At 66.9% G+C, this 22,024-nt stretch carries 19 protein-coding genes and 2 pseudogenes; 14 read left to right on the top strand and 7 right to left on the bottom strand.

Translation table 11 applies throughout. The features are described from left to right. A complete protein-coding gene (locus QM806_RS09345) occupies window positions 1-891 on the bottom strand; it encodes a LysR substrate-binding domain-containing protein (RefSeq protein WP_005254044.1) in 891 nt (296 codons plus the stop codon). A gap of 131 nt (window positions 892-1,022) precedes the next feature. Between QM806_RS09345 and QM806_RS09340 the strand changes: the two genes are divergently transcribed. From QM806_RS09340 to QM806_RS09320, 5 genes are read left to right on the top strand one after another with little or no spacing between them, the layout of a single operon-like run. After that, window positions 1,023-3,146 (top strand): acetate--CoA ligase family protein, encoded by a 2,124-nt coding sequence (locus QM806_RS09340; protein ID WP_283291143.1) that lies wholly within the window; start codon window positions 1,023-1,025, stop codon window positions 3,144-3,146. Between the two features lie 40 nt (window positions 3,147-3,186). Next, a complete protein-coding gene (locus QM806_RS09335; RefSeq protein ID WP_054247166.1) occupies window positions 3,187-3,936 on the top strand; it encodes an SDR family NAD(P)-dependent oxidoreductase in 750 nt (249 codons plus the stop codon). Window positions 3,937-3,979: 43 nt separating this feature from the next. Then, window positions 3,980-5,374, top strand: a complete 1,395-nt coding sequence (locus tag QM806_RS09330; protein ID WP_005254041.1) for an MFS transporter — start codon at window positions 3,980-3,982, stop codon at window positions 5,372-5,374. Next, on the top strand, window positions 5,367-6,161 hold the full coding sequence (locus QM806_RS09325; protein ID WP_005254040.1) for an enoyl-CoA hydratase/isomerase family protein: 795 nt from the start codon (window positions 5,367-5,369) through the stop codon (window positions 6,159-6,161). Before QM806_RS09330 ends, QM806_RS09325 begins: the two co-directional genes overlap by 8 nt. Continuing rightward, window positions 6,158-7,354 carry an acetyl-CoA C-acetyltransferase gene (locus tag QM806_RS09320; protein WP_120660577.1) on the top strand — a complete coding sequence of 399 codons (1,197 nt, stop codon included), beginning with the start codon at window positions 6,158-6,160 and terminating at the stop codon, window positions 7,352-7,354. The genes QM806_RS09325 and QM806_RS09320 overlap by 4 nt, the downstream gene beginning before the upstream one ends. A gap of 106 nt (window positions 7,355-7,460) precedes the next feature. On the opposite strand, the gene QM806_RS09315 is transcribed toward QM806_RS09320, so the two are convergent. Beyond that, on the bottom strand, window positions 7,461-8,150 hold the full coding sequence (locus QM806_RS09315; protein ID WP_005254038.1) for a DUF2848 domain-containing protein: 690 nt from the start codon (window positions 8,148-8,150) through the stop codon (window positions 7,461-7,463). Between the two features lie 200 nt (window positions 8,151-8,350). Here QM806_RS09315 and QM806_RS09310 point away from each other — a divergent pair, with 200 nt between their 5' ends. Then, on the top strand, window positions 8,351-9,721 hold the full coding sequence (locus tag QM806_RS09310; protein ID WP_005570205.1) for an MFS transporter: 1,371 nt from the start codon (window positions 8,351-8,353) through the stop codon (window positions 9,719-9,721). On the opposite strand, the gene QM806_RS09305 is transcribed toward QM806_RS09310, so the two are convergent. After that, window positions 9,693-10,355 (bottom strand): GntR family transcriptional regulator, encoded by a 663-nt coding sequence (locus QM806_RS09305; protein WP_133984831.1) that lies wholly within the window; start codon window positions 10,353-10,355, stop codon window positions 9,693-9,695. The two genes, QM806_RS09310 and QM806_RS09305, sit on opposite strands and share 29 nt — an antisense overlap. A 52-nt stretch (window positions 10,356-10,407) precedes the next feature. Between QM806_RS09305 and QM806_RS09300 the strand changes: the two genes are divergently transcribed. Next, on the top strand, window positions 10,408-11,205 hold the full coding sequence (locus QM806_RS09300; RefSeq protein WP_167114072.1) for a carbon-nitrogen hydrolase family protein: 798 nt from the start codon (window positions 10,408-10,410) through the stop codon (window positions 11,203-11,205). A gap of 27 nt (window positions 11,206-11,232) precedes the next feature. Here the strand turns inward: QM806_RS09300 and QM806_RS09295 are convergent, their stop codons facing one another. Beyond that, window positions 11,233-12,414 (bottom strand): PucR family transcriptional regulator, encoded by a 1,182-nt coding sequence (locus QM806_RS09295; RefSeq protein WP_167114075.1) that lies wholly within the window; start codon window positions 12,412-12,414, stop codon window positions 11,233-11,235. 198 nt (window positions 12,415-12,612) lie between these two features. Here QM806_RS09295 and QM806_RS09290 point away from each other — a divergent pair, with 198 nt between their 5' ends. Both QM806_RS09290 and QM806_RS09285 read left to right on the top strand, forming a co-directional pair. Beyond that, window positions 12,613-14,358, top strand: coding sequence for an aldehyde dehydrogenase family protein (locus QM806_RS09290; protein ID WP_005254033.1), 1,746 nt, complete (start codon window positions 12,613-12,615; stop codon window positions 14,356-14,358). A 48-nt stretch (window positions 14,359-14,406) separates the two neighbouring features. Continuing rightward, a complete protein-coding gene (locus tag QM806_RS09285) occupies window positions 14,407-15,996 on the top strand; it encodes a GMC family oxidoreductase (protein ID WP_005254032.1) in 1,590 nt (529 codons plus the stop codon). A gap of 70 nt (window positions 15,997-16,066) precedes the next feature. Here the strand turns inward: QM806_RS09285 and QM806_RS09280 are convergent, their stop codons facing one another. Then, window positions 16,067-16,657, bottom strand: coding sequence for a C40 family peptidase (locus QM806_RS09280; protein ID WP_169692955.1), 591 nt, complete (start codon window positions 16,655-16,657; stop codon window positions 16,067-16,069). A gap of 245 nt (window positions 16,658-16,902) precedes the next feature. Here QM806_RS09280 and QM806_RS09275 point away from each other — a divergent pair, with 245 nt between their 5' ends. Both QM806_RS09275 and QM806_RS09270 read left to right on the top strand, forming a co-directional pair. After that, a complete protein-coding gene (locus QM806_RS09275; protein ID WP_182625283.1) occupies window positions 16,903-17,730 on the top strand; it encodes an alpha/beta fold hydrolase in 828 nt (275 codons plus the stop codon). Window positions 17,731-17,890: 160 nt separating this feature from the next. Continuing rightward, entirely contained in the window at window positions 17,891-18,451 is a 561-nt protein-coding gene (locus QM806_RS09270) for a P-loop nucleotide/nucleoside kinase family protein (protein WP_081276475.1), read from the top strand. Window positions 18,452-18,461: 10 nt separating this feature from the next. On the opposite strand, the gene QM806_RS09265 is transcribed toward QM806_RS09270, so the two are convergent. Both QM806_RS09265 and QM806_RS09260 read right to left on the bottom strand, forming a co-directional pair. After that, window positions 18,462-18,959: a flavin reductase family protein gene (locus QM806_RS09265; protein ID WP_182625305.1), complete on the bottom strand. Its 498-nt coding sequence runs from the start codon at window positions 18,957-18,959 to the stop codon at window positions 18,462-18,464. Further along, window positions 18,959-19,468 carry an NADPH-dependent FMN reductase gene (locus QM806_RS09260; protein WP_054247176.1) on the bottom strand — a complete coding sequence of 170 codons (510 nt, stop codon included), beginning with the start codon at window positions 19,466-19,468 and terminating at the stop codon, window positions 18,959-18,961. The genes QM806_RS09265 and QM806_RS09260 overlap by 1 nt, the downstream gene beginning before the upstream one ends. 198 nt (window positions 19,469-19,666) lie before the next feature. Between QM806_RS09260 and QM806_RS09255 the strand changes: the two genes are divergently transcribed. From QM806_RS09255 to QM806_RS09245, 3 genes and pseudogenes are all read left to right on the top strand, one after another. Continuing rightward, a complete protein-coding gene (locus tag QM806_RS09255) occupies window positions 19,667-20,437 on the top strand; it encodes a MetQ/NlpA family ABC transporter substrate-binding protein (protein WP_182625284.1) in 771 nt (256 codons plus the stop codon). After that, window positions 20,334-21,354, top strand: a pseudogene (locus QM806_RS09250) (methionine ABC transporter ATP-binding protein). The gene QM806_RS09255 and the pseudogene QM806_RS09250 overlap by 104 nt, the downstream one beginning before the upstream one ends. A 17-nt stretch (window positions 21,355-21,371) precedes the next feature. Beyond that, a pseudogene (locus tag QM806_RS09245) lies at window positions 21,372-22,012 on the top strand (methionine ABC transporter permease). The last annotated feature ends 12 nt before the right edge of the window (window positions 22,013-22,024 follow it).

Raw genomic sequence — 22,024 nt, 5'->3', positions numbered from 1 at the left:
TCAATGCGCGAGCGATTCCGCCAGTTCGCAGAAGCGTTGCACCGTGACCCCGGCGAACGTCGGGTTGTACGCCACCGCCAAACCGATCGCCGGGCGCAGCGCTGCGGGAACGAGCGGCCGGAACCGCACACCGGAGCCGGCACGCTTCGACGAACTCGACGGGACGAGCGCCCAGCCGAAGCCACTCTCCACCAGAAACAGCACCGTCTGCACCTGCACTGCCTCCTGGGTGACTCGCGGCGAGAACTTCGCCTCCTCGAACAGGATCGAGGTCAGCGCATGCAGCCCGGGCAGCCCCGATGTCGTGTAGTCGATGAACGGCTCGTCGCGCAGGTCGTCGAGCGAGACCCCCTCCTTTGCCGCCAACCGGTGTCGCACTGGAAGCGCGACGACGAAGTGATCACGTTCCACGGTGATGTTGCGGATGTCGCTGCGCCGGGACAGCGGTGAGCGCACGATCCCGACGTCGAGGTGATTCTGCTCGAGCGAGTCGATCAGTTCGGCGTTGGTGAGCTCCGAGAACTTCAGCACGATATCGGGGTATTGCTTCTGGAAGGCTGGCAGCAGCCGCGGGAGCAGGATGTTCTTGGCGGACCCGACGAAACCCACGCGCAGTCCGCCGCTGAATCCGTGCGCGGTGGACCGCGCCACCCTGGCCACTTCCTCGGCGTGGAAGAGCGCGGCCCGGGCATCGGTCAGCGCTGCCTCTCCCGCCGTGGTCAACCGCACCCGGTGGGTGGACCGGACGAACAGTTCCGCGCCGATCTCCTCTTCGAGTTTGCGGATCGACACGGACAGCGGCGGCTGCGTCATATGCAGGCGTTCCGCTGCCGCGCGGAAGTTCAGGGTGTCGGCGACGGCGACGAATTGCTGCAGCTGACGTAGGTCCACGGTGATATCCCATCCGAATCAAGTGATGCCGATCAATGCGCTTCCCTTGTATTAAACACATCCCCGTCGGCACTGTGACTCAGACAACAGTCTTCGAGCATTCGTCCCCCACATCACCGCCGAGGCCCTCTATGACACCTGCGAACAACGTTCCCGCACTCGCCAATTTCGAGAAGGCGTTCCGCCCCCGATCCGTCGCGGTCATCGGCGCGTCCGACGACGCGACTCGCATCTCCGGGCGCGCCCTGCACTACCTGATCCGCGCCGGCTATCGCGGGGAGATCTACCCGGTCAACCACCGCCGCGCCACGGTGCAGGGGCTCCGCGCCTATCCCACCCTCGCCGACGTCCCCCAGACACCGGACATCGCATTGATCGCCCTTCCGTCCCGGCTGCTCGAGGGCGCCCTCACCGAGTGCTTGGAACAGGGCGTCGGCGCGGCAGTCGTCTACGCCGCGGGGTTCGCCGAGACCGGGTCCGACGGCGGTGCGCTCCAGGGCCGGCTCGCCGCGATCGCGGCGGCGGGCGACATCCGGCTGTTCGGCCCCAACTGTCTCGGCCTGCTTCACACCGACAGTGGATTCGCGGGCACATTCAGCAGCGCCTTCGACACGGCTCTGCCGACCCCCGGCGGCGCGGCCATCGTCAGCCAGAGCGGTGCCTACGGCGGGCATCTCGCGTACCTGTGCGAGAAGCGCGGAATCGGCGTCGGCTATTGGGTGTCCACCGGCAACGAGGCGGGCACCGACGTCGCCGACTGCATCCACTGGCTCGCCCTGCAGGACGACGTCAGCGTGATCCTGGCGTACGCGGAGGGCGTCCGTGACGGCGAGACCTTTCGTGCCGCCCTGCAGGCCGCACACGATCACCGCAAGCCGGTGGTGTTCATGAAGGTCGGCCAGTCCGCCGCCGGCGCAACCGCCGCACAGTCCCACACCGCGAGCCTCGCGGGAACCGACGCGGTATTCGACGCCCTCTGCAGGCAGTACGGGGTGTACCGGGCGCAGACCACACAGGAACAGGTCGATGTCGCGTACGCAGCCGACCGCCGACGCTTCCCGACGGGGCGCAGCCTCGGGATAATCACCGTGTCCGGTGGTTTCGGCGTGCAGTTGTGCGACGCCGCCGAACGCGGCGGGCTCGATGTCACTCCTCTCGCGGAATCGGGGCGGGCGAAGCTCCGCGAGCTCAATCCGATGGGCAGCGACAACAATCCCTGCGACACCACCGCCGGCTGGCTCAACGACATGAGTCTCATCACCAAGACGTTCGACGTCATGTACTCCGACGGCGGCTACGACAGCATCATCGGATCGTTCACCATGCTCCCCGACTCCCCCACCTACGGCGAGGAGATCCGCAAGGCCATCGGCGCCGGGACGAGCGAATTCCTCGACCGGCCGACGGCACTGTGCATGGAGGCGCGCACCGAGGTGGTCCGGGCGTACGAGCGCGACGGCTTCCTCGTCTTCGACGACTCCGAACGGGCCGTCACCGCGTTGAGCGCACTCGCGTACTTCGCCGAGCATTTCGACACGCCGGTCGTTCGCCGTGACCGAAAGCGAACCACGCGAGCCCCTCTCGGTAGCGATCCGCTGTCGGAACACGCCGCCCAGCAGATCCTGGCCGACGCCGGCATCCCCTTCCCCGCCTCGACCGTGGTCACCCACCCCGACGACGTCGCGAAGGCGGCCGCCGATCTCGGTTTCCCCCTGGTCATGAAGATCGTCTCGCCCGACATCGCACACAAGACGGAGATCGGCGGTGTCATCCTCGACGTCGAGGACGAGGCCCAGGCGAGCGCGGCTTATCTGACGCTTCTCGAACGCGCGAACGCAGCGGTGCCCGGTGCCCGCATCGAGGGTGTGCTCCTCGGCGTGATGTGCCCGAAGGGTGTCGAAACCATCGTGGGCGTGACCAACGATCCCGCCTTCGGCCCCACCGTCATGTTCGGGCTCGGTGGCATGCAGGCCGAATTGTTCCGCGACGTCGCGTTCCGCGTCGGTGAACTCGACCACGCCGAAGCTGTGAATCTGATCCGGGAGATCAAGGGTTATCCCCTTCTCACGGGGTTTCGCGGTGCTGCCCACGCGGATGTCGACGCGCTCGCGGACCTCCTGGTCGCCGTGTCGAGGTTCGCCGTCACCCACGCCGACCAACTCGACTCCCTCGACCTCAACCCGGTGCTGGTTCTCGAGGAGGGCCGCGGCGCGCTCGCCCTCGACGCACTGATCACGGTGCGGACCACCTCGTGATCACAGGCATCACCCCGACAACGAAGGCAGGAGCAATCCCATGGATCTGGAACTGACCGGCAAGGTCGCCATCGTCACCGGCTCGGCCCGCGGACTCGGCGAAGCCACCGCCCGAAGGCTCGCCGCGGAGGGCGCGCACGTCGTCGTCACCGACATCGACGGGGAGGCAGCGGCACTGACCGCCAAGGACATCGTCGCGCAGGGCCACAGCGCGCACAGCATCCGCGGCGACATCACCAAGTCCACCGACGTCGACGCTCTGGTCGTGGAGACAGTCGACCGCTTCGGCGGAATCCACATCCTGGTCAACAACGCCGGGTTTCCGCGCGACGGCGTTCTCACCAAGATGAGCGAAAGCGACTGGGACGACGTCGTCGACGTAATCCTCAAAGGCGCCTACTTCACCTGCAAATCGGTCATGCCGTATCTGATCGAGCAGCGGTGGGGCCGGATCGTCAACATCTCCTCACGCGCCCACTTCGGCAACCCCGGTCAGGCCAACTACGCCAGCGCGAAGGCCGGCCTCCTCGGGCTCACCCGCGCACTCGCACTCGAAGAGGGCCGGTTCGGAATCACCGTGAACGCCGTCGCGCCCGGTTTCGTTGCCACGGAGGCGGTCCGCTCGCTCGGACACTTCGAGAAGATCAAGGACAAGGCGATCGAGAGCACACCCCTGCGCCGCGTGGGGACGCCCGAGGACATCGCCGACGCCGTCGCCTTCCTCGCGTCCGAACGCGCGAGCTTCGTCAGCGGCGAAACGCTGCACGTGACCGGCGGCCGGTTCGGCTGACCCGACTCGACTTCCTCCCCCACCCCTCGACCTCGGAGACACCATGCCCCTCTCGGAGACCCACCCCAGTTCGGCGAGCCGCACGCGCCACACCGACGCACCCCCACCCGGCCGCACCAGAATCCGCTTCCTGATCGTCGCACTGCTCTTCATCGTGTCGACACTCAACAACGCCGACCGTGCGATCCTGTCGATCACCGGCACCGAGATCAAGGCCGATCTCGGTATCAGCGCCATCACCCTCGGCTACCTGTTCTCCGCGTTCGCGTGGGCGTACATGCTGGCGCAGATCCCCGGCGGACGGCTCGTCGACCGCTTCGGCGCCAAGCGGATGTATGCCATCAGCATCTTCGTCTGGTCACTCTTCACCCTGCTGCAGGGCTTCGTCCCGCTCATGGGGCTCGGCGCCGCGGTCGCCGCGCTGTTCGCCCTGCGCATCGGTGTCGGCATCGCGGAGGGGCCCGCCTACCCGTCTAATGGCCGCGTGGTAGCCACCTGGTTCCCGTCGTCCGAACGGGCCACCGCGTCCGCCATCTTCAATTCGTCTCAGTACGCGGCGGCGGTGGTGTTCACCCCGTTCATGGCGTGGCTCACGCACGCGCACGGATGGCACTCCGCGTACCTCGTCATGGGCGCCATCGGCATGGCGCTGAGCGCAGTGTGGCTGAAGTTCTACGACCAGCCACGCAAGCACAGAATGGCCAACGACGCCGAAATCGAGTACATCGCCGACGGCGGTGCGCTGGTCGACATCGAGGAGGCGAGTTCGGCACCGGACGCCCCGAAAATCAACACCTGGGAAGCGATTCGTCAGCTCCTCGGCAGCCGGATGATGCTCGGGCTGTATGCCGGCCAATTCTTCATCACCACCATCGTGTACTTCTTTCTCACCTGGTTCCCGATCTACCTCATCGAGGAACTCGGCATGCCCCTGCTCGACGCCGGACTCGCCGCGTCCATCCCCGCGATCTTCGGCTTCCTGGGCGGGATCCTCGGCGGAGTCCTGTCGGACCGCCTGCTCACCCGGGGCGTGTCCCTCACATGGGCCCGCAAGATTCCGATCATCACCGGTCTCACGCTGTCGACCGTCATCGTCCTGTGCAACTTCACCACTTCGCAGACCGTCGTCATCCTCTTCATGGTGCTGGCGTTCTTCGGCAAGGGACTCGGCAGCCTGGGCTGGACCATCGTCTCGGACACCTCCCCCAAGGAGGCGGCCGGACTGTCGGGCGGCCTGTTCAACACATTCGCGAATGCCGCGGGTATCACCACCCCGATCGCCATCGGCTACATCGTCGACACCACCGGCTCGTACGACGGAGCGCTGATCTTCGTCGGTGTCAGTGCGGCACTGGCGGTCTGCAGCTTCCTGTTCATCATGGGCAAGATCACCCGAGTCGAGTTGACTCCGGATCGGAACGGAGTCCGCCATGCCTGACGTGCACGTGCATCTCACGATCGAGAACGGTGTCGCGATACTGACCCTCGACAATCCACCGCTCAACGTCGTGACCCTGGAATTGACACGGCAGCTCGGCGACCGCCTCGACGCCCTCGCGATCGACGACACGGTGCGCGCCGTCGTCGTGACCGGTGCCGGAAGCCGGGCGTTCTGCGCCGGATCAGACATCTCCGAGTTCCACGAGATGATGGAACCGGGCCAGGTGGTGGAGAAGAAGCTGCGACGGCAGAATGAGATCTTCCAGTTCCTCGCACACTTCCCGAAGCCCACGGTGGCGGCCCTGGGCGGTCTCACCCTCGGCGGCGGACTCGAAATCGCCTGCTGCTGCGACCTGTTGATCGCCGAGGAACACGTCTCGCTGGCGCTACCGGAGATCAAGCTCGGGGTCTTCCCGAGCAGCGGCGGAACGTTCCGCACCACACGGCGGATCGGGATCGGCCGTGCCAAGCGGATGATGTTCTTCGGTGACCCGATCGATGCCCCGACCGCACTCGACTGGGGTCTGGTCGACGCTGTGGTTCCCCGGGGCACCGCACTTGCCGAGGCGCGGCGCTGGGCCGGGATCCTCACCCGTCGACCCGCTTTCGCCCTGGAGCTGTGCAAATCGGTGATCAATGCGGCCGGCGACCTGGACGAGGATCAGCTCGTGCAGAAATCCCTGACCGCGAGCGACCGTGTGTTCAGTTCCCCCGAATGCCGCGAAGGGGTGCGTGCCTTCTTCGCCAAGACGACCCCCGATTTTCGAATTCAGGAGCACTCATGAGAAGAGCCGCGATCGTCGCCCCGTCCCGGACCGCCATCGGCGCCTTCGGCGGTGCCCTGAAGAACGTCACCGTGGAGGATCTCGGTGCCGCGGTGGCCACAGCCGTGGTCGAGCGCAGCGGCATAGACCCCGCACTGATCGAGGACATGGTGTTCGCGCAGTCGTATGCGAACAGTGAGACACCGTGCGTCGGACGCTGGATCGCGCTACAGGCGGGCTTCCCCGTCGACGTCGCCGGAATGCAGCTGGACCGCCGATGTGGTGGCGGCCTGCAGTCGATCGCCACCGCGGCCATGATGGTGCAGAGCGGCGCCGCAGACGTGGTGATGGCCGGCGGCGTCGAAAGCATGAGCAACGTCGAGTTCTACACCACCGACATGCGCTGGGGTTCCCGTCAGGGAACGGTGAAACTGCACGACCGCCTCGACCGCGGCCGGGAACGGTCTCAGCCCGTCGAACGATTCGGCTACATCTCCGGGATGATCGAGACGGCGGAGAACCTCGCGACCGGATACGGCATCTCCCGCGAGTCCGCCGACGCCTTCGCCGCTCAGAGTCATCACCGTGCCGCCGCCGCGTGGCACGAGGGACGCTTCACGGACGAGGTCGTGCCGATCAAGGTTCCGCAGCGCAGAGCCGAGCCCGTGATCTTCGACCGAGACGAGGGAATCCGGGCCGACTCGAGCGTCGAGAAGCTCGCGACGCTGCGCACCGTCATGCCGAACGGCACCGTCACGGCAGGCAACGCCTGCCAGCAGAACGATGCCGCCGCGGCGTGTCTCGTGGTCGCCGAGGATCAGCTGGGCCGGCTCGATCTCGAACCTCTCGGCTTCCTGCACGGGTGGGCAGCCGTCGGATGCGAACCCGCCGAAATGGGAATCGGCCCGGTCCCGGCGGTGCGGAAGCTGTTCCGAAAACTCGGACTGGGATTCGGCGACATGGACCTCGTCGAAGTCAACGAGGCCTTCGCAGTTCAGGTCCTCGCCGTGCTGCAGGGCTTCGGGTACGAAGACGAGTCGAAGGTCAACGTCAACGGCTCCGGAATCTCCCTCGGCCACCCCGTCGGCGCCACCGGTTCCCGGATCATGACAACACTGCTCCACGAACTGAAGCGTCGCGGCGGACGCTACGGACTGGAAACGATGTGCATCGGCGGCGGGCAGGGCATCGCCGCCGTCTTCGAATCCGCGTGAGCATTCGCGCTCGTCGTCCTGAACTCGGCGCGCATACCGGGGACAGCTTCACGGTCTCGCCCCGGATCGACGATGCGCGCCGGGTCTCGGCGAACTCGCCCCTCGATCAGCCGATCGGCTGCGGCATCCGGACTGTTCGGTAGCTGCAGCTGATTTCGTCACCGGTGGACGGATCACGCAGAGCGACCTTCCAGGAGTCGGCGAACTGGTTCACGCCGTGCCGCATCGAGATCGTCCCCGACACGAGAACGGTGCCCGGCGTGTGCAGTCCCCTCTCGCGAAGGACGTCGAGCCAGTACTTCGGTGCGAGCAGGTCGGCGAGCGTCCCGGTCTGGATCAGGGTGGACGGTTCGCCGTCGCCTTCGCCGACCCATGCCGACAGGGTGATGTCGTCGAGGCGGTCGGCGATATCCGACAACCGCCAGGCGCGGGACCCGAGAACGTCGGGTGCGGCGTTCTTGCTCCACGCCACGCTGTGTACCTCGAGGTCGCGGTCGGTGTGGTCGCAGGCGACGGTCAGCAGTACGTCGTCCTCGGTGATCACCAGGGCCCACTCGGCCTCTCCGGAGGTCCGGTCGTGCTGGACGAAGACCTCGGTGGTCTGCTGCGCAAGGTAGGGCGAGATGGGGTACATCGCAGGGATGGTCGTAGGCGCCGGTACGCCCAGTTCTGCAAGTTCGGCGATGTGCGACGCAACCTCTTCCTGGTTGCGTCCGGCATAACCGGCGTTGAGGAGGGTGGTGACCTCAACGGTGTCGACGGTGCCGTCCGGCAGGGTGAACGTGAGCTGCGACATTTGGAGAGTCTCCTGAAGTTCTGGCCCCGGTTCCCTCTCGAGATCAGGGCGTTTTGTTACTTTCTTGGTTTTTCTGCGCCGAGGGCTTGCGCATACGTCTTGTATACAGCAAGTATATGTCTAGTACAACGGCAGCGGTGAGCTGAACCACAGAAAAACCGGGCCGTGCGGGACCAGAATTCAACCCACAAGGAGTTGTCATGATCGGAGAGTCCACCTCCGTCGATGCCGGCAGGTCGGCACCCGTAGACAGGAAGGGACTGGCGAAAGCTTTCGCCGCCAGTCTCACGGGTACCGCATTGGAGTGGTACGACTTCGCGGTCTACTCGGCGGCGGCCGCCCTGATCTTTCCGCAGATATTCTTCCCGGACAGCGACCCCCTCACGGGAACCTTGCTCGCGTTCTCCACCTACGCCGTCGGCTACGTGGCGCGGCCGATCGGAGGGTTCGTCTTCGGACGCCTCGGCGACGTCATCGGACGCAAACAACTGCTGGTGATCACCCTGCTCCTGATCGGTGTGACGACCTTCGCGATCGGCCTGCTTCCCGGCTACGACCGTATCGGTATCGCGGCACCCGCCATTCTCGTGATCCTGCGGTTCGCGCAGGGCGTGGCGGTCGGCGGAGAGTGGGGCGGCGCCGTCCTCCTGTCGAGCGAATACGGCAACCCACGCCAACGCGGCTTCTGGTCATCCGCAGCTCAAATAGGACCTCCCGCAGGCAACCTGATGGCCAACGGAGCGCTCGCCCTCCTCACCATCTCCATGACCGAGGCCCAATTCGAGTCCTGGGGATGGCGTCTCGCCTTCCTTCTGTCCGCGCTACTCGTCGGCTTCGGCCTGTGGATTCGCCTGAAGCTCGAAGACACCCCTGTCTTCAAGGCCCTGCAGGAGTCCGGCGACCGCGCCGAAGCCCCCATCCGCGACGTACTCACAAAGCAGACCCGGCCACTCGTCGCCGCGATCCTGTCGCGTATCGCCCCGGACGTGATCTACGCACTCTTCACGGTCTTCGCGATCACGTACGGCACCCGTGAACTCGGCTTCGAGCGTGGCGAAGTACTCACCGCAATCCTGGTCGGCTCGGCATTCCAGCTGGGCCTGATCCCCCTTGCCGGGGCACTTTCGGATCGCATCAACCGCCGCCTGGTCTATGCCGTCGCCGCTGTCGGCGGTGTCGTTTGGAGCGCCCTCTTCTTCCTCGTCATCGGTGGCGGCTCATTCCCGCTGCTCATCGTCGGGGTGGTCGTCGGGCTCGCGTTCCACTCGTTCATGTACGGACCCCAGGCGGCGTTCGTCACCGAACAGTTCACGGTCGCCTTGCGCTCGACCGGCAGTTCACTCGCCTACACGATTGCCGGCGTGTTCGGCGGTGCGATGGCACCGCTGATCTTCACCTACCTGCTGAGCAGGACCGACAGCTGGGTGCCGATCGCCGTCTACGTGCTGATCGTCGGAGTGCTGACCCTGATCGGTCTCGCGCTGGGGCGCAACCCCGACCCGACCGAGGACGAGCACTACGCACTACTGGCCAGCGAGAACGCTAGGCACGCAAGAGAATCTGAAGCGTAACCTCGAGATGAGTGTTGATCTTCTCGTGCACCAGGCTCTCGTCGCCGGCTTCGAGCGCGTCGATGATGGCCTGGTGCTCGGCGCACACCCGATGTTGCCGATCGGGCGCACTGAAGAGCGCCGTCAGACCGACACGGAGCTGGCGCGCCCGGAGTCCGGAGTAGGTGCGCGACAGCAACTCGCTCCCGGCCGCATCGATGAGGAACTGATGGAAACGGCCATCCCAGTCGATGAAGGCACGGGCCGCTTCTGCGCTCGGATCGGTCGCGAACGCTTCCTGCTCCGCCAGCGCCGAACGCATCACTTCGAGGGGTACCCGCCCCTCCTCCAGGGCGCGGCTGGCGGCGTGACGTTCGAGGACACCGCGCAACTCCATCAGTTCCGCGATCTGCCGGCCCGACATCGCGGGGACGTGCGCCCCGCGCTTGGGCACCATTTCGACGAGGCCCTCCGCCTGAAGCATGAGCAGCGCCTCACGAACGGGAGTGCGGGACACGCCGACCCGCGTCGCGAGTTCCTGCTCGTTGAGAAAGGAACCGGTTGCCGCCGGCGACGTCAGCACCTGATCCCTGACGTACAGATAGGCCTTCTCTCGACCCGACAACTCGACAGCTGGACCCTCGGTCCCACCCATTTCTTGCATACAACATGTATACACCACATCACCAGCAGCTAGGAGCAATATAGTGACGCTACGCATCAGCCTCGCCCAGATCACCAGTTCGACGGACCCCGAGGCCAACCTGGCAGTGATCGACAAGCAGGTGGCGGCCGCCGTGGACGCGGGATCGCGTCTGGTGGTGTTTCCCGAGGCCGCCATGCAACGGTTCGGCGGACCGCTCACCCACGTCGCGCAACCGCTCGACGGGCCGTGGGCCGACGCCGTCCGCGAGTGCGCCGCCCGAGCCGGCGTCACCGTGGTCGCCGGTATGTTCACCCCCTCCGACGACGGCAGGGTCCGCAACACACTGCTCGTCACCGGCGGCGGCGTCGACACGCACTACGACAAGATTCATCTCTACGACGCCTTCGGGTTCGCAGAATCCGACACGGTCGCACCGGGAACCGAGCCGCTCGTCGTGACCGTCGACGGCGTCGGAGTCGGCATCGCCACCTGTTACGACATCCGCTTTCCCGGGCTCTTCCAAACGCTCGCCGATCGCGGTGCGGACCTGACCGTGGTCGCCGCGTCCTGGGGCAGCGGCCCCGGCAAGGTCGACCAGTGGACACTCCTCGCCCGGGCACGCGCCCTCGACTCCACGACGTTCATCGCTGCCTGCGATCAGGCCGACCCGGCAGCATCCGGCGAGGAAGTCCACGGCACGACGCCGCTCGGCGTCGGGCACAGCATCGTCGTATCACCCACGGGAGCTGTTCTGGGCCAACTCGACTCGGGCCCGGGGATGCTCACGGTGGACATCGACACGGACGTCGTCGCGCAGGTGCGAAAGGCATTGCCGGTCCTCGCCAATCGGCAGTTCTGATACACCCGGGTCGCGCGATCGGCGCGGTTACCGTCCGAGCAGCTGATGCGCCCGCAGACCGACGTACAGTTCGGCGGCGTCGATGGGATCGGAGAAATCGCGTCCCGTGAGGGTGTGGATCCTGCGCAGCCGGTACAGGACGGTGTTGCGGTGGTAGTGCAACTGGGTGGCCGCCGCGGTGGTGGAGCCGCGACAGGAGAACCACGCGTCGAGGGTGACGAGCAGACTCTCCTGTTCCTCGGCGGGTAGGGCCAGCACCGGTCCGAGGATCTGGTTCGATGCGAGCTTGCCGGCGTCGGGCACGCTGACCAGCAGCAGCGACACCGGCACCGACTCGTAGCGGGTGACGGTGCATCCGCCGTGTCCGGCGCAGCGACGGGCGATCCGTGCCTGCTCGACGGCCCGTCCCGTCCCGCCGGGACGTCCGAACACCGAGCTGACCCCGATCCATCCGTGACCGGTGCGGCCGAGGAGGTCCAGCGCGGATTCGAGCACCTCGGCGGTGGCCGCCCACAGCAGTCCGATCCGGCCGTCGACCTCCGTGTCCCACACCGAGTCGACACCCACACCGCGAAGGTCCGACTGGACGACGTCCGCGGCGGACGGGGACGCCGCCGCTTCCACGGACACGACGAGGAAGGTGCTGTTCTCCGGAATCCGGAACGTGCGGAGCGCGTCGGCGGCGCCGGCCGGGTTGGCGGTGTGGTCACCGAACAGCGTTCTGATCAGCCGACCGCGCGACTCGGCGTCCTCACGGGCGCGCAGGTCGGCGGTCTCCCGGTATGCCTCCGCGGCGCTGTCCGAGTAGACGTCCACGAGCGCCCACACCTGGGCGGCCATGTCGAGCAGGGCGTTGGTGGCGCGACCCTCCGAGCGGTCCATCAGTTCGTCCCAGATCAGGCGGCCGCCGAGCCGGAACGCGTGGAGCAATGCCGCGAGCGGCACACCCTGTTCGGCCTTCAACTGTCCGGCCGCACGCGCCGCCTCGAGCCGTACCGGAGCGCTACCCGCGAGGTTGCCCAGCATCGCCGTCAGATTGTCGACGCACGCCGCGTACAACTGCTCGGGGGTGAGGAGGGTCGCCTCCACGTAGCCGTGCTCGGCCGACAGGATGCGCGAGACGAGTTCCTCGGACAACTGGTCCACGGACTCCAGCATCGATCCCAGAAGATCGGTGGGCGACGGCGCGACATCCGAGCTGACAGTCATCCGGCAAGACTATCCACCGGGCGTGGTCCGCGCCATACCCTTTTTGTGCGACGGCATAGCCCGGATGTTCACATTGACAGCCGCTGCCTATGGCGCGGCGCCCGGAACTGGGACGAGAATCAGTAATCTACGCCACAGTAGTTTGTCCTTTCTGCGGCGCGGTCCTTCATGCACTCGACCCGAGCGGAGCTGTCCACAGTGAGCACTTCAGAACCCGAGGCCACCTCCAACACCCCCGGCGCGACTTCCCCACATCCGGACGTCGACGCGGCCCTCGCCGACCTCGCCGAGGGCGAGAAGACCTGGGCCGACCTCTCCCTCGCCGATCGCAGGAAACTTCTCGACACGGTGCACGACCTCACCGTGCAGCACGCCGCCGACTGGGTGGACGCCGCGGTCGCGATCAAGGGCCTGGACCCGAAGTCGCCGCTGGTCGGCGAGGAATGGATGTCCGGACCGTACCCGCTGGCCACCGGCACCGCGGCGCTGTCCGCGAGCCTGGCGAAACTCGAGGCCGGAACCAGCCCGCTGGACGGTGCCACATTCGGCACGGCCCCCGGCGGCCGCACCACGGTCAAGGCGCTGCCCCTGAACATCTTCGACAAGCTGCTGCTCAGCGGATTCAGCGCGGACGTGTGGTTGCAGCCGGGAATCGATCGTGCGACGGCACAGCGCGACGCCGGCCTCGCCCAGCGTGACCCGTCGCGGACACAGGGCATCGGCGTCGTCCTGGGCGCCGGCAACATCACCTCGATCGCCCCGCTCGACACCCTGTACGAACTGATCGCGCACAACCGCGTCGTCGCGCTCAAGCTCAACCCCATCACCGACCGCCTGCTGCCCGTGCTGACACGTGTCCTGGAACCGCTCATCTCGATCGGCGCGGTCCGGTTGCTGACCGGCGGCGCGGAGGTCGGGACGTATCTGGTGCACCACGACCTCGTCGACCACGTGCACATGACGGGCAGCGCGCTCACCCACGACGCGATCGTGTTCGGGACCGGCGAGGAGGGCGCGCGGCGCAAGGCTGCGAACGAGCCGATCCTCGGCAAGGCCATCTCCAGTGAACTCGGCGGTGTGTCCCCCACCATCGTGCTGCCCGGTGAATGGAGCCGCGCCGACATCAAGTTCCAGGCCGAACACATTGCGACGCAACGACTCCACAACGGCGGCTACAACTGTGTCGCGGCGCAGGCGGTGGTCGTGTCGTCCGAGTGGAAGCAGCGCGACGAGTTCGTCGCAGCCCTGAAGGAGGCCCTCGACACGGCACCGGACCGCGCCGCGTACTACCCCGGCAGCGACTCCCGGGTCGCCGGCGCCAAAGCGTCGTTCCCCACCGCCGCACGCCTGGGCGAGAACGGCGGACGCGTCCTGGTCACCGATCTCGAGCCCGGCGCATATGCCCCGCTCCTGCAGACCGAGTACTTCGCCCCGGTGCTCGGCGTGATCGACCTTCCCCACGGCGGCGCCGAGTTCGCGGCACACGCCGCGGACCTCGTGAACGAGGACTTCATCGGCACCCTCGGGGTCAACATCGTCGCCGCCCCGCAGACCATCCGCGAGCTGGGCGCGGAGTTCGACTCACTGCTCGAGAGCCTCCGCTACGGAACCATCGCCGTGAACGCGTGGACCGGCGTCGGGTACCTCACCGCCACCGCGACCTGGGGAGCCTTCCCCGGCCACACCCTCAACGACGTCCAGAGCGGCATCGGCGTGGTGCACAACGCCCTGCTCATCGACCGGCCGGAGCGCACCGTCGTCCGAGGCCCGTTCCGTCCGTCGCCGCGGTCGATCCTGAACCGTGAGATGTCCATCTCGCCCAAACCCCCGTGGTTCGTCACCAACCGAACCGCCGCCACGACAGGCCGATTGCTGACAGGATTTGCCGGTGCACCCTCATGGACCCGGCTGCCGGCGATCTTCGCGTCCGCGCTGCGTGGATGAGGGCTGCGTGTCCTCTATCCCTCACCCCCGTCGAAGTGGAGATGAACGATGAATCAGGAACTGTCTGTGGCCGACTACGTGATCGTGGGGTCGGGTTCGGCAGGTGCCGTGCTGGCCGACCGGCTCAGCGCCGACTCCGGCAGCGAGGTCGCGGTCCTCGAGGCCGGTGGTGAGGACAAGGACAAGTTCGCGCACATCCCCGCCGCGTTCTCGAAACTGTTTCGCAGCGAGATGGATTGGGACTACCTGACCGAGCCGCAACCCGGGCTCGGTGGGCGGAGTATCTACTGGCCGCGCGGCAAGATGCTCGGCGGCTCGTCGTCGATGAACGCGATGATGTGGGTGCGCGGATTCGCCGCCGACTACGACGAGTGGGCCGAACTCACCGACGACTCCTGGTCGTTCAAGGAAGTGGTCAAGTACTTCCGCCGCATCGAGAACGTGCAGGACGCGTCGGACGCCGACAGCGGAACCGGCGGACCGATCGTCGTCTCGCAGCAGCGGAGCCCGCGCGCTCTCACCGGGTCGTTCCTGGCGGCGGCCGAGGAGACCGGCTATCCCGTCGAGCGGGCGAACGCCACTCGACCCGAGGGTTTCTCACAGACCATGGTGACGCAGAAGCGGGGTGCTCGGTGGAGTACCGCCGACGCCTACCTCCGACCGGCGCTGAAACGGAAGAATCTGACCGTCCTCACCGGCGCCCAGGCCACCAGGGTTCTGTTCGAGGGCTCCGCGGCCGTCGGCGTCGAGTACGAGAAGGACGGGGTGCGACGCACCATCCGCGCCGCAAAGGAAGTGATCCTCGCCGGCGGGGCGATCAACTCCCCGCAACTCCTCATGCTGTCGGGCATCGGCGACGAGGCACAGTTGCGCGAGCACGGAATCGCGGTGCAGCAGCACCTGCCGGAGGTCGGGAAGAATCTGCTCGACCATCTGGTGTCGTTCCTCGGCTACAGCGTCGACTCGGACTCGCTGTTCGCCGCCGAGAAGATCCCCGAGCTGCTCAACTACCTGACCCGTCGCCGGGGCATGCTCACGTCGAACGTGGCCGAGGCGTACGGCTTCACGCGCAGTCGGGACGATCTGGCACTGCCCGACCTCGAGATGATCTTCGGGCCCGCGCCGTTCTTCGACGAGGGCCTCATCCCGGCAACCGGTCACGCCGCGGTGATCGGCACCATCCTCGTGAAACCCGAGAGTCGAGGCGAGATCTCGCTGCGGTCGGCCGATCCCCTCGCCAAGCCGATCATCGATCCCCGCTACCTCAGCGACAGCGGCGGAGTCGACCGGCGGGCGATGCTCGAAGGACTGCGCCTGTGCGACGCCCTCGCATCGGCTCCGGCGCTGAAGTCGCGGCTCGGCAACATGATTCGCCCGGCCGTCACGCCGAGCACGCCACTCGACGAGATTCTCGCCCGGGCACTGCAGGAGAACGCCCACACCCTCTACCACCCGGTCGGGACGTGCCGCATGGGCAACGACGACGCCAGCGTCGTCACGCCCGACCTGCGGGTGCGAGGGGTCGACAAACTGCGCGTCGCCGACGCGTCGATCATGCCCGCCATCATCCGCGGGCACACCCACGCACCGTCCGTTCTCATCGGTGAGCGGGCGTCGGATCTGATCCGGAACTCGTAGGGCGCTTCGCGCCCCGTGCGCCTTTTTGGTAGCGCTGGCAACCAGAAAGGCGCACGGGCGGCGGAGCCGCCTAGTACCGGCGCGCCGCGTAGAACGGCATCGAATCGAGGGGCGCCTGCTTCACCGGCTGCCCGGACGTGGGCGCGTGGACGACCGTGCCGTTCCCGGCGTAGAGCCCGACGTGGTTCGCCCCGTTGAACAGGACGAGATCACCCGGCTGCAGGCCGCCCTTGTCGACGGGCGATCCACCGTTCACCTGGTCGTAGGTGGTGCGAGGCACGGAGATGCCCGCCTGCTTGTACGCCCACTGCACCAGACCCGAGCAATCGAAGGCGTTCGGCCCCGTTGCGCCCCAGACGTACGGCGATCCGATCTTCGATTCGGCGGCCGCGAGAGCCTGCGCGCCGTGGGTGGACGGCAACGCCGGCGGGGCAGGCAACGGTCCCGGGAGAGGCCCAGGGTTCGGAGCCGGAGCCGGAGCCGGCGGCACCGGCGGCACGCCTGGTACCTCGAACGTCCCAATCCCTGGGATCGTGATCGGCTCCGCTGCAGCGGGAGCAACGGGAAGCAGAAATGCTCCCACTCCCACACCGGCGGCGATCAGAAGACCGCCGGTCGAAAACTGCAGACGATTGCCCCGACGCAATCTATGCTTGGCCATTGAGCTGAGTCCTTCAATTCATGAGGTTCCGGCGACATCAGCGCCGCTCGGACGAGACGTTAGATAACATCCCGGTCACGGACTCAGCGGACAACGGCCGAATGGCCCATACACATACCTATTTTCGCAATCCAGGTATATAACGATCAGATCTCGAACCGACCGGTCAGTCACGAAACTTCAGAAACAGGTATGCCTTCAGGCAATTCGGCCCGTTACCGAAGGCATGCGCGTCGTCCACGCTGTTGGGCGTGTCACTGATCCAGAATTCAGAACCCGAGATCTTCGGGGAACCCGCAGATGCGGACGCCGCGACCCTCACTGTCGTAGGGCGCGGCTCACCCGTCGTCTTCCTGCACGGATGGGGGCTCACCCCGCGGGTGTACGGCCGCAGCCTGTCAATGCTCACCCAGCAGGGGCATCGCGTCGTCACTCCGACCCTTCCCGGCTTCGGCGGAACTCCAGACCATCCGCCCGAGGCCCGCACCTTCGCGGGTTACGCGGCCTGGCTGGGACGGTTCCTCGACGAGGCGGGAATCAGCGAACCGGTGACACTGGTCGGCCACTCCTTCGGCGGGGGCGTCGCCATTCAGGCCGCCCACGACCTTCCGGAGCGGGTCGCGCGCCTGGTGCTCGTCAACTCCGTCGGCGGTGGCGCCTGGTCGTCCGACGGTTGGGGAATCCGGCCCATCGGCGAAAGGCCGCTGTGGGACTGGGGCGCTTCGGCGCTGGGTGAGGCGCTGTCGATCCGAACCATCGCGCACACGACGGCGTCGCTCGTCAACGGGTTCCTGCCCAACACGCTGCGGGATCCGCGTGCGGTCTGGCGCACCGCGCACCTGGCCAGACGGGCGGACCTGCGCCACGAACTCGGCGTCCTCGCCGACCGGGGCCTACCGGTCTCCCTCGTCTGGGGTCGCGCGGACCGGACGATTCCGCTCGCCAGCTTCGAGTCGATGCGGAAAGCACTCCGCAATCCGACCGTCCTCACCGTGACGGGCGGTCACGGCTGGCTGATCCACGACCCCACCTCGTTCGCCGACACCGTCCGCCGGGCACTCCGCAGCCCGTGAGTGGTTGACGAGTCCAGAGACTCGCTAACCACGCACGGGCGACGAAGCCACCGGTCGGACCAGCCGGGTCGATGAAGCGCTCGGCCGCCATGGGAACTGCGAGTACGCAGATTTCGACGCGTGGTGCCACAAGCCTCCGCGTCGGCCGTAACCTCGCTCCATGACCCCGCGCGAACCCCGCCGCAGTTCTGCGCGGCGAAGTCCAGTTCTCGTCGTCCTTGCCGGACTGCCGGGATCGGGAAAGTCGACGATCGCACGGGGGCTGGCGCAATCACTCGGTGCAGCACACGTGCGCATCGACAGCATCGAACAGGCCATTCTCGACTCGTCTCTTGCAGCACCGTCGGTCGCAGAGGCCGGCTACCGGGTGGGATACGCCGTGGCCCGCGACATCCTGCGCGGCAACGTCTCCGTTGTCGCCGACTCGGTCAATCCGATCGACGTGACCAGAGATGCGTGGCGGACAGTCGCGCGCGACCTCGATGCGTCACTCGCCGAGATCGAGGTCGTCTGCTCGGACGAGCAGGAACACCGGCGTCGCGTCGAGACCCGCGTCGTCGATGTGGCAGGTCTGCGGGTTCCCACTTGGTCGGACGTCGTCCGACGCGAATACCAGCCCGTCGATTCTTCCGTGCACGTCCTGGACACGGCAGGCCGGGACGCGACCGCGTGCATCGACGAAGCCTTGGCCGTGGTCAGCGCCGTGGGGCGCCCGCGGTAGCGGGACCGGGTCAGGACGCGACGGTGCGCAACCAGCGGAACCGGCTGCGGTGGAACACGATCGGCTCGATCTCGGACTGCACCCTCAGTTCGTTGATCCGCAGGACCACGATCGCGTGATCCCCGGCAGGCACCTGTTGGGTGACGGTGGTGTCCAGCCACACCGACGCTCCGTCGATGAACAGCGCACCGCCGTCGGTGGTTTCGGTGTCGAGGCCCGCGAACCGGTCGCCGGTCTTCGCGGCCAGCACGCGGGCGGCCGCGTCGTGCGCCTCACCGAGCACGCTGATCCCGACGTGGGCGAGGTCCGCGAGTTTCGGCCACGTGGTGGACGTGTTCTGCACGCAGAACGCGACCAGCGGCGGCTCCAGCGACACGGGCACGAACGTGCTCGCCGCCATCCCGACGCGCTCACCGTCGACTTCGGCGCAGACGGCGACGACACCGCTCGGGAAATGTCCGAACGCCTCCCGGAGCGAAGTCTTGTCCAGTGTGCCGTCCGCCTGCATCATGAGAGTTCCGTCCGGGTCCGGGCCGCCGCGGTGAGGATCGGACCCCACCGCTCGGCGTAGTCGGCGATACGTGAGTCGGTCGTGTAAGTGGTGTCGATGAGGTAGAGGCCCGGCGCCGGGGCCGTCGCGCCGAGTTCGACGAGCACCGGCTTGAGCAGCAGGTCCGGCGCCATGGCGTGGGCGGGCCCGCCCCCGAGCATCAGCGGCACCACCACGACGTCCTTCAGGCCGTCGCCGGTCGCGAACTGGTCGAGGAACAGCTTCAGCACGCCCGTGTACGACGCCTTGAACGTCGGGCTGGCGAACACGACGAGGTCCGACGACGCCACCGTCTCCACGGCCGCCGCGACCTTCTCGTCCCCCCACCCGAGCAGTCCCGCACCGAGCTCGATCAAGTCGACCGTGAAATCCGCGGCGGCACCCGTCACCGCGGTCGCGACCAGGCCGGCTGCGTCCAGCGTCCGTGAACCGGGCTTGGGATTGCCCGCCACTACCGTTACCTTCATTGCTTCATCACCTCTCGCATGCTTTCCCGCCACCCTAGAGCACTCGGTGGTTCCGGTCGAATACTGTAGGGCAGGAACGGAAGTCGAGACACGGTCCTTCGAATCAGGGCGATCCAAACCATTCCGCGCGGCGCCCGGAGGCGCTACCTTGCCAGTGGCCGCACTCCGTGGCCATTCGATCGATCGTGGGGATTTTCCGTGAAGTTCAGCCGTTCTCTCGCCCTTGCCGCCGTTCCTCTCCTGGCGGCACTGACAGCGTGCTCCGGTGGATCCGGCGGCGCCGACGGCGACACGGTCCGGATCGGAACCACCGAGGCCAGCGACCGCTCGTGGGAGATCTTCGAGGACAAGGCGAAGGACGCGGGTATCACGCTCGACGTCGTGAACTTTTCCGACTACTCGCAGCCGAACATCGCCCTGTCGCAGGGGCAGATCGACGCCAATCTCTTCCAGCACCTGCAGTTTCTCGGCGAGTACAACACCGGCGCCGACGACGACCTCACCCCGATCGGCGCCACCCAGATCGTGCCGCTCGGCCTGTACTCGCAGAAGCACCGGAGCCTCGCCGACATTCCGCAGGGCGGCGAGATCGCAATCCCCAACGACCCCAGCAACCAGGCTCGTGCCCTGTTCGTGCTGAAGGGCGCCGGCCTGCTCACGCTGACCGGCGACAACCCGTCCCCCACGCCCGCCGACATCGACACGACTGCGTCCAAGGTGAAGGTGACCCCGGTCGACGCCGCGCAGACGGCGCTGTCGCTCGCATCCATCGACGGCGCGATCGTCAACAACACATTCCTCGAGCGTTCGGGCATCGACCCCACATCCGCTCTCTACAAGGACGACCCGTCGAGTCCCGCCGTAGATGACACCGATCGTCCGATTCGAATCCGTCACGAAAACCTTCCAGTCGGGAAAGAAGACGCTCACCGCTGTCGACGCCCTGGATCTCACCATCGAGAGGGGTGAGATCTTCGGAGTCATCGGCTACTCGGGCGCCGGGAAGAGCACGCTGGTTCGGCTGATCAACGGCCTGGAACGCCCGACGAGTGGGCGCGTCGTCGTCGACGACGTCGACATCACCGCGCTGTCGGAATCGAAACTCCGACACGTACGCGCGAAGATCGGGATGATCTTCCAGCAGTTCAACCTGTTCCGCTCGCGGACCGTCGCCGGGAATGTCGCGTACCCCCTCGTCGTGACGGGGTGGCCGCGGCAGAAGCGCCGCGAACGCGTCGCCGAACTGCTCACGTTCGTGGGCCTCTCCGACAAGGCACGGGTCTACCCCGACCAGTTGTCCGGCGGGCAGAAGCAGCGGGTCGGGATCGTCCGCGCGCGCGACGTCGCCGAACCTGCTGCTCGCCGACGAGTCCACCAGCGCCCTGGACCCGGAAACCACGCGGGACGTACTTAGTCTGCTCCGCAAGGTGAACCGGGAACTCGGGGTCACGATCGTGGTGATCACCCACGAGATGGACGTCGTCCGGGCCGTCGCGGATCGTGTCGCCGTCCTGGCGGAGGGTCGCGTCGTGGAGCTCGGCACGGTGTTCGACGTCTTCTCGGAACCACAGGCGCCGACGTCGAAGAGCTTCGTGAGCACGATCCTGCGCAACCGCCCGGAGCCCGCCGACCTGGAACGGCTGCGCTCGCGTTTCGGCGGCCGGATCGTCACCGCCGACGTGCGCGACGGCAGCCGGATCGGCGACGTTCTCTCCGACGCGGGCGGGCACGGTGTGCGGTTCGAGATCGTCTACGGCGGCATCACCACCCTGCAGGACCGCTCGTTCGGCAGTCTCACGCTCGAGCTCGTCGGTCCGGACGACGGCGTCGACGACGTGATCCGCCGGTTGCGGACCGTCACCGACGTCGAGGAAGTGCAGGCATGACCACGAACTGAGACAAGCTGCGCCCCGTACTGTTCGAATCCATCGGCACGACCATCTACATGGTGGTGATCACACTGGTGGTCGGCGGGCTGATCGGGCTCCTGGTGGGAACGCTGCTGTACGCCACGAGGAAGGGCGGGATTCTCCAGAACACGGCGGCCTACACGGTGCTGAACATCCTGGTGAACATCGTCCGCCGATTCCGTTCATCATCCTGCTCGCCGCACTGGGTCCCGTAACCCTCGCCGTGGTGGGCCGGACCATCGGAACCGAGGCCGCGATCTTCGTGATGATCATCGCGTCGTCGTTCGCCATCGCACGCATCGTGGAACAGAATTTGGTGACCGTCGACCCCGGCGTGATCGAGGCCGCCCGCGCGATGGGCGCCGGACCCCTGCGGATCATCGTCACCCTGCTGATCCCGGAAGCCCTGGGCCCGTTGATCCTCGGTTACACGTTCGTCCTCATCGGCATCGTCGACATGTCCGCGATGGCGGGGACGATCGGCGGCGGCGGGCTCGGCGACGTCGCCATCGTCTACGGGTATCAGCGCTTCAACTGGCAGGTGACCCTCGTCGCCACCCTCGTCATCATCCTGCTCGTCCAGGCCTCCCAGTTCTTCGGCAACTGGCTGGCGCGAAAGGCGCTGCGCCGCTGACCCGTGAGTACT

The sequence above is a fragment of the Rhodococcus sp. IEGM 1351 genome (genome assembly GCF_030056875.1).
Classification (GTDB): domain Bacteria; phylum Actinomycetota; class Actinomycetes; order Mycobacteriales; family Mycobacteriaceae; genus Rhodococcus_F; species Rhodococcus_F opacus.
This window is presented reverse-complemented; position numbering and strand designations above follow the sequence as displayed.